The organism is Ruegeria sp. CG3 (assembly GCF_056537205.1).
In genome coordinates this window covers 1,023,813-1,037,025 of the sequence record NZ_JBQFRC010000001.1, presented here as the reverse complement: position 1 = coordinate 1,037,025, position 13,213 = coordinate 1,023,813, and the positions used below count along the sequence as shown (strand labels likewise).

Here is a 13,213-nt window from a genome sequence, read left to right as displayed (position 1 = left end):
TTTGAATGACAGGAGTGAACAGTTTCTGAATAGCGGCCGATTTCGGCGTAAAAACTCAGACAAAATCTAGGGAAATGCAGGTTTCTGTTGCCAGGTACCTGCGAACCCCGCCTTACGCGGCTAGGCGCAAGGACTTAAGTTTCGGTCTGGTTACTGCTTACGCAGCAACGGCAACCGGAGCACGATTGTCATTTGCAATTGTACTGTTTTCGCCGGTAACGGTGGCAGACAGCCGAGACAAAGCTAACCCCTTTAGACGTTCGTCGATCCTATTTCGGCCCCATGATCCCCAAATGAAGGATGTATGGTGGAGCCGCCGGGTACCGCCCCCGGGTCCGATCCGCTTATTACGAGCGCGTTTATGTCCATAGTCCCGAAGGACAGGATTTATATAGGTGAGGATATTTGCGGATGCAAACCCCCAAAGCGCGGGACCACCACGATTTTTCCAACCTTTCACGCAGGCTTGGAGAGGTTGGCGGCGATCAGCCAAATTGCCAGCACCAGCTCGATTCCGCCGAAGGTCAACGCCTTGGCCAAGGGGGGATTGTCCAGCAAAACGGACACGAACCGACCCAGCGCCGCGCCCGCATAGACAACGCCCAACATCGCGTAGGCCATCGGGTGGTTCAGCCACAATACAGCGATGCCGGTCACGACGAACAACCCGCCGACCGAGGCCCGCATTTCACTGAGGCCCATCGTGCTGTTGGTGGGCGCAAGGTCCAGCGAGGCCGCGGTCCAGGCCGGAGCCAGAAAGCCGAACAGGCCAAAGCCGATGGTCAGAAGGGCTGCGATGATGTTGAGTGTTCCGGTCATGGGGGCCTCGCTTTTCAAATGCCTGCCCGTCGAACCTAATCTGTTTCGGGGCAGGGGGAAGACCTCAGATTGCGGCCCAGAGGCCGAGTACACCCACAAGGATCAGGCTGAGCGCCCAGACCATTTCCAGGTTGAACCAGCTGCGCGACAGAAACTGCAGGCCCAGCCAGCGATAGACCGCGAAGGCCAGCGCACCGCCGCCCAGCATCATAGCGCCCGTATGGACCGCGGCCACAGCCAGGACCAGCAGGCCATTGGTGCCCATGATCTCTGACACGGCTCTGTGGCCGGTATCCAGCTCGTCCAGCCCGCACAGGCCCAGATAGATCGGGACCAGCATCAGCGCCGCACCATGCGCCAACGCCACCAGAAACGACCACAGCGCCAGCCGACTGGGCGGTACGCGCGCCAGAAACCGTGGGTGGCGCCGGGTGATCGCGATGTAGAGGCCCATAGCGATCACGATCAGCGCCGCTCCGATCCGGATTTCGCGCTGATAGTCTACAAGGATGGTCATCAGCGCAAAGGGCAGCAAAACACCCAGCATCGCCACAAAATGCCCGCCCGCCAGCGCTGCCAACGCGCGCCAGAGAGCGGATTGGCGTTGCTCCATCAATGCCGCCGACACGGCCAACGGCCAGCCCATACCGGGGTTCAACCCGTGATAGGCGCCGCTCAGCACAACGGCCAGCCAGAGGCCGGCCGTCGATGTCATCAAGACGTCCAATTCAGACCGAAGGGTAGCAGAAACTGTCGGTGGAGCAGTCTCCTCCCTCAAGCCGGATCTGGTGGCTGCGATACCCTTTCGGGAAGTCCACCCAGAAATCCTTGTCCAGTGTCAGGCCGCCTTTTTCGCCTACATCTGCCTTGACCATCGCAGCGCCGCGATCGCCGGGATAGAATTGGTCATCCCATGTGGAATAGAGCGAATTGGTCCAATAGACGCGTTTGCCGTCACGGCTGATCTCGACCATCTGCGGGCCATAACCAAAGTCCTTGCCGTTGGGATGCTTGGTTTTCTTGACGATTCCGCCGATCTCGACCTTGCCGGCCAGCTTGGGCTTCATCGGGTCCGAGACATCGTATTGGTGCATTTCACCGGTGCCCCAGCACGCGACATACAGGTATTTGTCGTCCAAGCTCAGGTCGATGTCGGTCACCAGAGGCGGCACCGCCGAGAACCCTTTGAGCAGATCGGGAAGATCATCCGGATCAGCGGGTTGCGGGTCGATCGTGATGGTCTTCTTGGCCTCGAAACTGCCATCCTTGTTGCGCCACCAGGTAAAGATTGCGCCCTGAAGATTGGTGGTGTCGACCACCACACCGCAGAACCCGTATTGCTTGACCGGGTCATGCGCCGGCCGGATTTCCAGCGCCATCTGGTGGTTCTCGCCCAGATCGATGGTCTGGATGTTGGTGCGGTCGCGCAGGTTCCAGAAATGGATCCGGTGGCCATATTTGTTCGACAGAAGATCTTCGGCCACGATCCCGTTTTCGAATTGCGGGGGCAGACCCCATTCGGAACTGACCATGTAGTCACGCGGCAGGTTCCACCAGAAATCATAGTGCTTGTCCTGCACGCCGCGCTCGATCTCGTAACGCCCGATGATGTCGAAGGTCTCGCAATCCATGATGAAGATGCCCGGAGGTCCATCGGTGCCATCCGGCCCGCCACCGCCCAAGGTGCTGACATAGATGCCTTCGGGTCCGCAATGGATCGTGTGGGGGCGGGAATATCCCGTCTTTGCAAAGACTTCTTCGGGTTCGATGATCTTGTGAATTTTGGCCTTCAGCGGCTCTTTCACGTCAATCACGTAGATCCGGCTGGAACGGATACCGGGGATGATCAGGTACCGGCGCTCAAGAAAAGCGTGGCCGGTCAGCGGAGACAGGGCCGAAGAACAGGCGTTCCATCCGAAATGGTGAAACTCGTCGCCCTTGTTGGGCATCATCACCTTGTGAACGATCTTTCCGTAATCGCCCGAAGTTGGGTCGACATTCACAACCGCCAAGCCATCGGGCTGCGAAAAATCGGGGCTGAGCATCAGCGTGAAGGCCAAGGTTTCGGGCGGGGCCTCCATGGCCATCTTGGCGGATGGATAGAATGTTGGATCCGGTCTTTTGTTCATAACGTCCTCCCGTAAGTCATTGAAAATCAATTTTATTGAGAGTGCCGGTCTTCCCGCCGGATGATGGTCTGCCTGCTCGAGTGTCCTTTCCGTTGATGTGATGCGTCAAGAAGAATTCAGAGTGTCTTCAGGCCGGTTTCCGCCGACGTTCGGCCACATCATGGGCCAGGCGGCGGGTGTAGGTTTCCAGTTCGACCAGCGCGGCGTCGACGGTCTCGGCGTCCTGCGCCTCCAGCGCGTCGGCGATCTTGCTGTGCAGGCGGATGATCTCCTCGCGCGAGCGGGCGGTGAAGGTGATCATGTTCATCAGGGGCTGCATCGCCTCGACGGCTCCGGCCAGTTGATAGGACAGGACAGGGTTGCCCGCGCCATCGACCAGTGCCCGGTGAAAAGCCACGTCCGAGGCGCAGAAGGCCTCATCCGTCAGACCGGGCTGCGCCTGACGGAAGATTTCCGCGCGCATGGTGGCCAATTGATCGGCGGTGCGCCGCTGGGCCGACAGGCGCGCGCAGGCACGTTCCAACGCATAGCGGGCCTCGCAAGCGGTGTCGAAGCTGACCTCGTTCATCGACAGCAACAGCGTCGAAGTCGTGATCTGCTGAGAATAAGCGTCCTGGAAACTCAGCCGGTTGACGAAGGCACCCCCCGTCGCGCCGCGCTGGGTACGGATCAGCGATTGCGCCGCCAGCCGTTTCAGCGCCTCGCGCACGGTGGGGCGCGACACCTGGAACTGGTCCGCAAGCTCGGATTCCGAGGGCAGGCGCTCGTCCACGATCAGCTCTCCTGATACGATGGCATCGCGGATGGCCTGGGCGATCTGCGCGGACAGGTCGGTGCTTTTCTGGGGATCGATTTTCATCTTCTGCAGGCCGCCGTGAAAAATTTATTTGTCTGACATTTAAAAGTCTGACATTTGAAAAGCAAGCACCGAGTCGGGAGGGAACATGAGTCGGGCACTTCTACGCAGTGGTTTGTGGCTGGGCTTTTTCGTCCTGATCCTGTGGGCCTGGTGGGTGATGTACACCATGAGCCGCGACATGGGCGTCGATTGGATTGGCCGACCCGGGCCAATGGCCGAGGCGATGCGTGCGATGGATCCCCGCATGGACATGTACATGCCGATGGCCGAGTTCGGCCCGCTGTTCGTGATGTGGGCGATCATGATGGCCGCGATGATGCTTCCAACGCTGGTTCCGACACTGAGAAGCTATGAGGATTTGATCCAGAGCGCCAATGGAACAAGGCTTGGGTGGGTCGGCGTTCTGTTGGGTTACTTCGTGGTTTGGGCCGGGTTCGCCGCGTTGATCACAGGTGTTCAGCTGGCTTTGTTGTTCGGGGGCGTGATCGACATGCTGGGCATTGCCAAGTCTCCGCTTTTTGCCGCCGGTCTTCTGATTGCCGTCGGTGCCTTTCAATTCACGCGCGCCAAGGAGGTGTGCCACGGGGTGTGTCATGCACCCATGACCTATTTCCTTGGACACTGGCGCACCGGCTTCTCTGGCGGTCTGCGCATGGGGCTGGGGCTGGGCGCCTTTTGTGTCGGCTGCTGCTGGGGGTTCATGGCGCTTGGCTTTGTCGGAGGCGTGATGAGCCTGCTGTGGATGGGTTTGGCGACCCTGTTCATGGTGTTGGAGAAATTGCCCCAGATCGGTCATGTTCTGACACGGCCGCTGGGTTTCGCTTTGATTGCAGGTGGCCTTGGGCTACTGATCTACCCAATTGCATACGGAGGATAAGCCGATGGCAAAAAACAGAAAACCCGATGCCGACAAGCTGCCGGTCAGTCAGCGAATTGACAGCCGGATGCCAAATCCCAAGCGCCGCGAGATGAGCCCGACGGACTGGGCCATCAAGGGTGAGCTTATCCTGAACTGCTCCTGCGACGTGTTCTGCCCCTGCGTGGTTTCGCTGGGGGCGCACCCTCCGACCGAAGGGCATTGTCATGCGTGGATGGGCGTGATCATCGACGAGGGACACTATGAAGGCGAAGACCTGTCAGGTCTGAACGTCGGTCTGTTGGTCGATATTCCTGGCCGGATGGGCGAAGGCCAGTGGAAGGTTGCCGCTTACGTGGATGAGCGCGCAAGTGGCAAGGCGTACAACGGCCTGTTGCAGATTTTCAGCGGGCAGGCGGGTGGCACCACCGGGCTGTTCACGATGCTGGTGAGTGAAATCATCGGCGCCGAGCGTGCTCCAGTGCAGATCGAGCGCGACGGCAACAAACGCCGCATCGTCATCGGCCGCAAGATCCAGGGTGAGATCGAGATGCTGGCAGGCAAAGACCCCGAGCATCCGGTCATGGTTTCGAACTCCAAGTATTGGATGGGCCCGGACATCATCGTGGCGCGTGGTACCAAGTCGAAGGTGCGCGATTATGGTCGTGTCTGGGATTTCGGCGGCAAATCTGCCGAAATCTGCCCGATCGACTGGCACGGACCCAAGTGATGATCACCGGCGCCTATGCTCGGCAGATGGCCCGCTATAACCGCTGGCAGAACAGCCAGTTGGCGGGTTTTCTTCAAGAGCTTTCTCCCGAGGAGTTGACCCGGGAACGCGGCGCGTTTTTCGGGTCGATCCTGGGGACTGCCAACCATCTGCTGTGGGGCGACTGGATCTGGATGTCCCGGTTCGACAAAGGTCCGGGGCCTGAAAGCAATCCGCACCGCAAGGGCGGCGGTATTCACGAAAGCGTCCACCTGTGCCCGGATCTGGCGCACTGGCTTCCACTGCGCGAGACCATCGATGCCCGGATCGATGCTTGGGTTGATACTCTGGGCGACGAGCCAATCTCGGGCCCGTTCACATGGTATTCCGCAGCAAAAGAAGAAAACATTACATTACCTTACGCCGTGTGTGTGATGCATTTTTTCAATCATCAAACGCATCACCGGGGACAAATCCACAAAATGCTGACCGAGGCCGGGTCTGAGGCTCCGGTCAGTGATCTCGTTTTCTTGCCCGAGGAGGTCTAAGTGCCACAGATTTCTTTGTCGCGCCGGCTGCGGCGCACGCCGTTCTCCGACGGGGTCGAGGCGGCCGGTGTCAAAGGCTATACCGTGTACAACCGGATGTTGCTGCCGACGGTTTTTGAAAGCGTCGAGGCCGACTATCGGCATCTCAAGACCCATGTTCAGGTCTGGGACGTGTCTTGTGAGCGGCAGGTCGAACTGCGAGGCCCCGATGCCGCGCGGCTGATGCAGATGCTGACCCCGCGCGACCTGCGCGGCATGTTGCCGGGCCAGTGCTACTATGTGCCGATCGTGGACGAAACCGGGGGGATGCTGAACGATCCCGTGGCGGTGAAACTGGCGGATGACCGCTGGTGGATTTCGATCGCAGACAGCGATTTGCTGTTGTGGGTCAAAGGCTTGGCCAACGGATATCGACTGGATGTTCTGGTGGATGAGCCGGACGTTTCGCCTTTGGCGGTGCAGGGACCCAAGTCGGATGACCTGATGGCGCGGGTCTTTGGCGACCGGGTGCGTGATATCCGCTTCTTCAAGTTCGACATGTTCCAGTTCGAGGGGCGTGATCTGGCGATTGCGCGGTCGGGCTATTCCAAACAGGGCGGGTTCGAGATCTATGTCGAAGGCGGCGACGTCGGCATGCCCTTGTGGAATGCGCTTTTCGCCGCCGGAGAGGACCTGCAGGTTCGGGCGGGCTGCCCCAACCTGATCGAGCGGATCGAGGGCGGGTTGCTGTCTTACGGCAATGACATGACCGATGACAACACGCCCCATGAATGCGGGTTGGGCAAGTTCTGCAACACGCATACGGCCATTGGCTGCATCGGGCGGGATGCGCTGTTGCGGGTGGCCAAAGAGGGGCCGGTTCAGCAAATCCGTCCGATCGCGATCGAGGGCGACGCGGTGCCCCCCTGCGATCGGCCGTGGCCGGTCTATGGCGGCGGCAAGCGTGTGGGCCAGGTGACCTCGGCCACCTGGTCGCCGGATTTTCAAACCAACGTGTCGATCGGTATGCTGCGGCTGAGCCATTGGGATCCGGGAACGCAGGTTGAAGTCGAAACGCCGTCTGGAATGCGGACTGCAATCGTGCAGGACAAGTTCTGGATTTGAGCCGGGAAGGGCGCGCGGGACGCGCCCGGGAAGCATTTGGGCCAGATGAGAGATCGATCGGGCCACGGTCAATGAAAGGAATTGGAATATGTTCAACGCTTTGGTGATGGAAAAGGACGAGGAAAGCGGACTGGCCAGCCCGGTGATCAAGCAAATCTCGGAAGATGACTTGCCGCATGGTGAAGTACGTGTGGCCGTCGAGTTCTCGACCGTCAACTACAAGGATGGTTTGTGCATGTCGCCCAAGGGCGGCGGTCTGGTCCGAAGTTATCCGCATGTGCCCGGGATCGACTATGCTGGAACTGTCGAAGAATCCTCGGACGACCGGTACAAACCCGGCGACAAGGTCGTGCTGACCGGTTGGCGCGTGGGTGAGGCGCATTGGGGCGGATACGCCCAGAAGGCCAGCGCGCTGGCCGACTGGCTCGTCCCTCTGCCCGAGGGGTTGAGCACGCGCCGGGCCATGGCCGTGGGAACTGCCGGTTTTACCGCGATGCTGGCGGTGATGGCGCTGGAAGATCACGGTCTGACGCCCGACCGCGGGCCGGTTCTGGTAACCGGTGCAGCTGGGGGCGTCGGCTCGGTTGCCACGGCGATTTTGGCCAATCTGGGATACGAAGTTGCGGCAGTGACCGGGCGGCCTGAAACCGAAGGCTATCTGAAGGCGCTTGGTGCGACGTCGATCGTGCCGCGTGACGAGTTGAACGAAACCACCAAACGTCCGCTGGAAAGCGAAACCTGGGCTGGCTGCGTTGATGCCGTCGGGGGCGCAATGCTGGCGCGCGTTCTGGGTCAGATGAAGTATGGCGCCTCAGTGGCAGCGGTCGGTCTGGCCGGTGGCGCGGGCTTGCCGGCGACCGTCATTCCGTTCCTGCTGCGCGGAGTCAACCTGTTGGGTATCGACAGCGTGATGCAGCCGTTCGACAACCGACTGCGGGCCTGGCAGCGGGTGGCTTCGGATCTGCCGATGGACAAGCTGGAAGCGATGGTTCAGCCGGCCACTCTGAATGATCTTCCGAAGCTGGGTGCCGACATCCTCAACGGTCAGGTCAAGGGACGCGTGGTCGTTGACCTGAACGCCTGAGCCTTGGTTTTTTCTGTGCCAGACCGGCTCGCCACAGGGCCGGTCTTTTTCGTCCGGGGGATCGGTTTTTTCGCGGAAACAACTCTGGTCATTGCCACATTTCCCGATCATGATTGCTATACATCCCAGGTGCGATGGCGTAAGAGCCATTCCAACATCACCTGAAGACGGGGAGTGAGCAGCATGTCTGACGATTTTGAACTGGACACCGATGATCTGAAACGCCGCATGGATGGCGCGATGGCCAACCTCAGAACCGAATTCGCGTCGCTGCGCACCGGGCGTGCGTCGGCTTCGATGCTCGAGCCGGTTATGGTGGATGCGTATGGGTCGATGACACCGATCAACCAGGTCGGCACCGTGAACGTTCCCGAGCCGCGCATGGTCACCGTGAATGTTTGGGACAAGTCTTTGGTCGGCAAAGTGGAAAAGGCAATCCGGGAAAGCGGACTGGGCATCAATCCGCAGCTGAACGGAACGATCATCATGCTGCCGATCCCCGAGCTGAACGAAGAGCGCCGCCGCGAGCTGGGCAAAGTGGCCGGGCAATACGCCGAACACGCCCGCGTTGCCATTCGCAACGTGCGCCGCGATGGCATGGATCAAATCAAGAAAGCCAAGGCCGACGGCCTGTCGGAAGACGATCAGAAGTTCTGGGAAACCGAGGTTCAGGAACTGACCGACCAGATGATCAAGGCCGTAGATGCGGCCCTCGAGGCCAAGCAGGCCGAAATCATGCAGGTTTGAGCGCAAGCCATGCCCGCTGATCCCCAAAACGAGCCCCCCTGTGGTCCGCGTCACGTGGCCATCATCATGGATGGCAACGGTAGGTGGGCCCAGGCGCGCGGCCGGCCACGCCTGTACGGACATCACGCCGGTGCCCGTCGGGTGCGCGAAGTGGTCGAAGCCTGTCCGGGGCTGGGGATCAAGTACCTGACGATTTTTGCCTTTTCGACGGAAAACTGGAAACGGACCCAGGTCGAGGTTGCCGGTCTGATGAGCCTGTTCAAGCGCTACATCATCAAGGAAACCCGTACCTTGGCCCAAAACGGTATCCGCGTTCGATTCATTGGCGACAGGGTGCGGCTGGATGCCAAACTGATCGAGTTGATGGACACGCTGGAGCGCGAGACGGCCGAAAATGACCTTGTCCACCTGACCGTCGCTCTCAACTATGGTGGTCGGGACGAAGTGGCCCGGGCAACCAAGCGGCTGGCGCGGGACGTTGCCGCAGGCAACCTGCGACCCGAAGATGTCGACGAGGAAACGCTGCCCAGATATCTGGACACGCGCGTCCTGCCTGACCCCGATCTGGTCATTCGCACCAGTGGCGAGGCGCGGATATCGAATTTCCTTCTCTGGCAATCCGCTTACTCGGAATACGAATTCATCGACACGCTCTGGCCCGACTTCACCGCGGCCGAGCTGGAACGGCTGTGCAAGAGCTTCGGGTCTCGCGAACGCCGGTTCGGAGCAGTTCCGGCATGACGGACGGCCGATGGTCCGACCTCACCACCCGGGTGTTGTCTGCCCTGGTACTGGTCGCTATTGGAGCGGTCGAGGTTTGGCTGGGCGGACTATGGTTCGAGACATTTGTTGCCGCAGCGTGCGGTCTGATGACCTGGGAACTGGTTCGCATGATCGATTCCGATCGGATGGGCGTCGCGGTTCAGTTGGGAATCCTGACCGGCGTTGCCGTCATGCTCAGCTATCATGTTCCGCCGCTCTACAAACTGCCCTTTCTGATCGCGCCCGCACTGGTCGGGGCAGGGCAGGTCTCGCACTCACGCGGGATCTACGTGCTGTTTGCCATGTGGATTGCCTGTGCGGGTTACGGGTTTATCCAGATCCGCGAGACGATGGGGTTTGGCTGGATGGTCTGGTTGATCCTGGTCGTCGTTGCCACGGACGTAGCTGGGTACTTCGTGGGAAAGACGTTCGGTGGCCCGAAGTTCTGGCCGCGGGTCAGCCCCAAGAAAACCTGGTCGGGCACGGCGGGCGGCTGGGTGGCAGCCGCGCTGGTGGGCGCAGCCGTTGCCGCGTATGCCGGGTTTGGCTATCGGTTTGTTTTGGTTTCGGTCCTGGCCTCGATGGCCAGCCAGGCCGGTGATATCGTGGAAAGCGCCGTCAAGCGGCGGTTCGGGGTCAAAGACAGCTCGAACCTGGTGCCAGGACATGGCGGTTTTCTGGATCGATTTGACGGCATGATGGGTGCATCGCTGATGGTTCTGATCGCGTCGCTGGTCTATTCGCCCGGGGAAATCTGATGCGAAAGGTTTCGATATTCGGCGCGACCGGATCGATTGGCCAGAATACGATCGATCTGATTGCTCGGGCCCCGGAGGATTACAAGGTGGTCGCCGTCACCGGCGGGGCGAATGTCCGGCAGTTGGCGCAGGACGCCCGCCGGCTGGGCGCTGAAGTGGCAGTAACCGCCTTTGACCAGCATCTGGATGATCTTCGCGATGCATTGTCCGGCACAGGGATCGAGGCCGCCGCGGGCACAACCGCGCTGATCGAAGCGGCCGCTCGCCCAGCAGACTGGGTCATGTCCGCCATTGTTGGCTCGGCCGGTTTGGCGCCGGGGCTTGAGGCTTTGAAGCAAGGCGCGACCCTGGCCTTGGCAAACAAGGAAACGCTGGTGTGTGCCGGCCCGCTTGTTCTGGAAACCGCGGAACGCCATGGCGCGCGTCTGCTGCCTGTCGACAGCGAACATTCGGCGGTCTTTCAGGCGCTTGTGGGTGAAGACATGGATGCGGTCGAGCGCATCATCATCACTGCCAGCGGCGGCGCCTTTCGCGACTGGCCGGTCGAGAAGCTGGCCGGCGCTACGGTCGAGCAAGCTTCGAGCCACCCCAATTGGGACATGGGTCAGCGGATAACGATCGACAGCGCCTCGATGTTCAACAAGGCGCTGGAAGTAATCGAGACCAAAGAGTTTTTCGGGATCAACGCTGAACGGATCGAGGTTGTGGTTCACCCGGAATCCATCGTGCATGCTCTCGTCGGATTTCGCGATGGCGCAGTGATGGCGCATTTGGGCGCGCCTGATATGCGGCATGCGATCGGCTATGCACTGCATTGGCCCGAAAGGCGCGACCTGCCGGTGCCGCGCCTGGACCTGGCCAAGTTGGGCCAGCTGCGTTTTCGTGATCCGGACCCGGCGCGTTACCCGGCCCTGCGGCTGGCCCGCGAGGTCATGCAGCGCGGTGGCCTGTCAGGCGCGATCTTCAACGCCGCCAAGGAGCGTGCGTTGGATCATTTCATCGGTCAACGCATCGGCTTTCTGGACATGACCGACGCCGTGGCCGCCGTTCTGGGCCGTTTCGACGATGCAGGCGGCCTTATTGATGCCCCTTTGACCCTTGATAACGTCCTGAAAACGGACCATCTGGCACGTCAATGGGTGGATGACGCCGTACTACGAAGAGCAGGATAGAATTTTGGACATACTCTCGCTGATCCCGCAATTTGGTGGGCTGGTCTATACGATTGCCGCATTCGTCGTGGCGCTGTCCGTCATCGTGGCGGTGCATGAATACGGGCATTACATCGTTGGCCGCTGGTCGGGGATCCATGCCGAGGTGTTCTCGTTGGGTTTTGGTCCGGTGCTTTGGAGCCGAATGGACAAACGCGGCACCAAATGGCAGATCGCTCTGCTGCCTTTTGGCGGTTACGTGAAATTCCTGGGCGATGCCAATGCGGCCTCGGGCAAGGACGCCGAGACGATGGCCGAAATCACCACGCAAAGCCCCGAGGAATTGCGTCGGACGATGCATGGCGCACCGCTTTGGGCGCGGACTGCCACGGTTGCAGCCGGGCCGGTCTTCAATTTCGTTCTGTCGATCCTTGTCTTCGGTTTGATCTTCTGGTCGCAAGGCGTGACCCGCGAGCCACTGACAGTCGGATCGCTGAAACCTCTGCCGGGCACCGTGCAGGAGCTTCAGGAGGGGGACGAAATCGTTGCGATCGCTGGCATCCCCACGCCTGATTTCGATCAGGAGGGGGCCTGGACCGAGTTTACCGAAGCGCTGCCGGTGCAGCCGGTTCTCGAATACACTGTCATCCGCGACGGCCAGACCCTCGACGTGTCGGCTCCATGGCTGTTCCCGCCCTTGATCCAGCAGGTCGCCCCGCGCAGTGCTGCGATGGATATCCAGTTGCAGGCGGGCGACGTCATCACCTCGGTTGATGGCGAACCGATTTTTGCCTTCGAACAGCTCAAGGAAAAGGTCGAAAGCTCGGACGGAAAGGTGCTTCTGCTGGACGTCTGGCGCGACGGCGCCGAGTTGGAATTTGCACTGGCGCCGCGTCGCACGGATGAACCGCAGGCGGACGGCGGCTTCAAAACCGAATGGCGGATTGGAATCGTCGGCGGCATGATGCTGGTGCCGGCGACCGAACCTGCGGGTCTAGTCGACTCGCTGCATGGCGGTGTCATCCAGACCGGCCGCATCATCGAGGGGTCGCTGTCCGGCATATGGCACATGGTCACCGGTGCGATCAGCACCTGCAACATGTCCGGACCCATTGGTATCGCGGAAACCTCGGGCGCGATGGCGAGCCAAGGGGCGCAGAGCTTCATCTTCTTCATCGCGGTTCTGTCCACTGCTGTAGGCTTGCTGAACCTGTTCCCAATCCCGGCATTGGACGGGGGGCACCTTGTTTTCTACGCCTACGAAGCAGTCGCGGGGAAACCGCCCAGCGACCGAGCTTTGCAACTGTTGATGGCGGTGGGCATCACGTTAATTCTCAGCCTCATGATCTTCTCGGTAAGCAACGACCTGTTCTGCTGATTGTGGCGGCATTGACGCGTTGCGGTCGCAAAATTGCCTCAATTCAAACCTAGTTTGTTTGGGGTAATTCTGCCGAGACATGCAATTAAGCGGGCTGTAACCAATGACCAAGGCATTGCGAAATTCCTATCGGGGCTTCAGCTTCCTGTTTGTATTGAACTGGGACGCGTTGCTGAGCTTTGGGCTGACCGCTTTGGCACTGGCAGGCGCCGCATATCTGGCCGGTATGTGATTCCCCATACCCAGCTGAACGACCCGAGCGCGACCGATCCGGTCGCGTTTTTCGTTTGTGCTTTTGACAAGGCCCAT

General features: G+C 60.3%; 15 protein-coding genes and 1 other RNA gene. 11 read left to right on the top strand and 5 right to left on the bottom strand.

The genetic code is table 11. From position 1 onward, the window contains the following. Window positions 1-73: 73 nt before the first annotated feature. The 5 genes from ssrA to ACR0NB_RS05175 all read right to left on the bottom strand — a co-directional run bounded on the left by ssrA (window position 74) and on the right by ACR0NB_RS05175 (window position 3,807). Window positions 74-421: a transfer-messenger RNA gene (ssrA, locus tag ACR0NB_RS05195) on the bottom strand. Between the two features lie 35 nt (window positions 422-456). Beyond that, window positions 457-819 carry a DUF4345 family protein gene (locus tag ACR0NB_RS05190; protein ID WP_093961997.1) on the bottom strand — a complete coding sequence of 121 codons (363 nt, stop codon included), beginning with the start codon at window positions 817-819 and terminating at the stop codon, window positions 457-459. 64 nt (window positions 820-883) lie between these two features. Further along, the gene (locus ACR0NB_RS05185) at window positions 884-1,534 is read right to left on the bottom strand and encodes a hypothetical protein (RefSeq protein WP_170339290.1); all 651 of its coding nucleotides are present in this window, start codon (window positions 1,532-1,534) and stop codon (window positions 884-886) included. Window positions 1,535-1,547: 13 nt separating this feature from the next. Next, window positions 1,548-2,948 carry a selenium-binding protein SBP56-related protein gene (locus tag ACR0NB_RS05180; protein ID WP_170363508.1) on the bottom strand — a complete coding sequence of 467 codons (1,401 nt, stop codon included), beginning with the start codon at window positions 2,946-2,948 and terminating at the stop codon, window positions 1,548-1,550. A 127-nt stretch (window positions 2,949-3,075) separates the two neighbouring features. Next, window positions 3,076-3,807, bottom strand: a complete 732-nt coding sequence (locus tag ACR0NB_RS05175) for a FadR/GntR family transcriptional regulator (RefSeq protein ID WP_170339285.1) — start codon at window positions 3,805-3,807, stop codon at window positions 3,076-3,078. Between the two features lie 85 nt (window positions 3,808-3,892). Here ACR0NB_RS05175 and ACR0NB_RS05170 point away from each other — a divergent pair, with 85 nt between their 5' ends. The 11 genes from ACR0NB_RS05170 (at window position 3,893) to ACR0NB_RS05120 (ending at window position 13,136) form a co-directional block, all read left to right on the top strand. After that, on the top strand, window positions 3,893-4,684 hold the full coding sequence (locus ACR0NB_RS05170) for a DUF2182 domain-containing protein (RefSeq protein ID WP_170371111.1): 792 nt from the start codon (window positions 3,893-3,895) through the stop codon (window positions 4,682-4,684). Window positions 4,685-4,688: 4 nt separating this feature from the next. After that, window positions 4,689-5,393, top strand: a complete 705-nt coding sequence (locus ACR0NB_RS05165) for a DUF1326 domain-containing protein (protein ID WP_093962001.1) — start codon at window positions 4,689-4,691, stop codon at window positions 5,391-5,393. After that, complete coding sequence (locus ACR0NB_RS05160; RefSeq protein WP_480775102.1) at window positions 5,393-5,920, top strand: DinB family protein; 528 nt, start codon at window positions 5,393-5,395, stop codon at window positions 5,918-5,920. The genes ACR0NB_RS05165 and ACR0NB_RS05160 overlap by 1 nt, the downstream gene beginning before the upstream one ends. Beyond that, window positions 5,921-7,024 carry a dimethylsulfoniopropionate demethylase gene (locus ACR0NB_RS05155; RefSeq protein ID WP_170442650.1) on the top strand — a complete coding sequence of 368 codons (1,104 nt, stop codon included), beginning with the start codon at window positions 5,921-5,923 and terminating at the stop codon, window positions 7,022-7,024. An 88-nt stretch (window positions 7,025-7,112) separates the two neighbouring features. Next, entirely contained in the window at window positions 7,113-8,108 is a 996-nt protein-coding gene (acuI, locus tag ACR0NB_RS05150; RefSeq protein WP_480775101.1) for an acryloyl-CoA reductase, read from the top strand. A 183-nt stretch (window positions 8,109-8,291) separates the two neighbouring features. Beyond that, window positions 8,292-8,855, top strand: a complete 564-nt coding sequence (gene frr, locus ACR0NB_RS05145) for a ribosome recycling factor (RefSeq protein ID WP_170338696.1) — start codon at window positions 8,292-8,294, stop codon at window positions 8,853-8,855. A gap of 9 nt (window positions 8,856-8,864) precedes the next feature. Then, window positions 8,865-9,596: a polyprenyl diphosphate synthase gene (gene uppS, locus ACR0NB_RS05140; protein WP_170450047.1), complete on the top strand. Its 732-nt coding sequence runs from the start codon at window positions 8,865-8,867 to the stop codon at window positions 9,594-9,596. Then, window positions 9,593-10,375: a phosphatidate cytidylyltransferase gene (locus ACR0NB_RS05135; RefSeq protein WP_170338692.1), complete on the top strand. Its 783-nt coding sequence runs from the start codon at window positions 9,593-9,595 to the stop codon at window positions 10,373-10,375. Before uppS ends, ACR0NB_RS05135 begins: the two co-directional genes overlap by 4 nt. Further along, a complete protein-coding gene (gene dxr, locus ACR0NB_RS05130) occupies window positions 10,375-11,547 on the top strand; it encodes a 1-deoxy-D-xylulose-5-phosphate reductoisomerase (RefSeq protein WP_480775100.1) in 1,173 nt (390 codons plus the stop codon). Before ACR0NB_RS05135 ends, dxr begins: the two co-directional genes overlap by 1 nt. 4 nt (window positions 11,548-11,551) lie before the next feature. Then, window positions 11,552-12,904: an RIP metalloprotease RseP gene (gene rseP, locus ACR0NB_RS05125; RefSeq protein ID WP_170390040.1), complete on the top strand. Its 1,353-nt coding sequence runs from the start codon at window positions 11,552-11,554 to the stop codon at window positions 12,902-12,904. Between the two features lie 103 nt (window positions 12,905-13,007). Continuing rightward, window positions 13,008-13,136, top strand: coding sequence for a hypothetical protein (locus ACR0NB_RS05120; protein WP_254920122.1), 129 nt, complete (start codon window positions 13,008-13,010; stop codon window positions 13,134-13,136). Window positions 13,137-13,213: the final 77 nt, after the last annotated feature.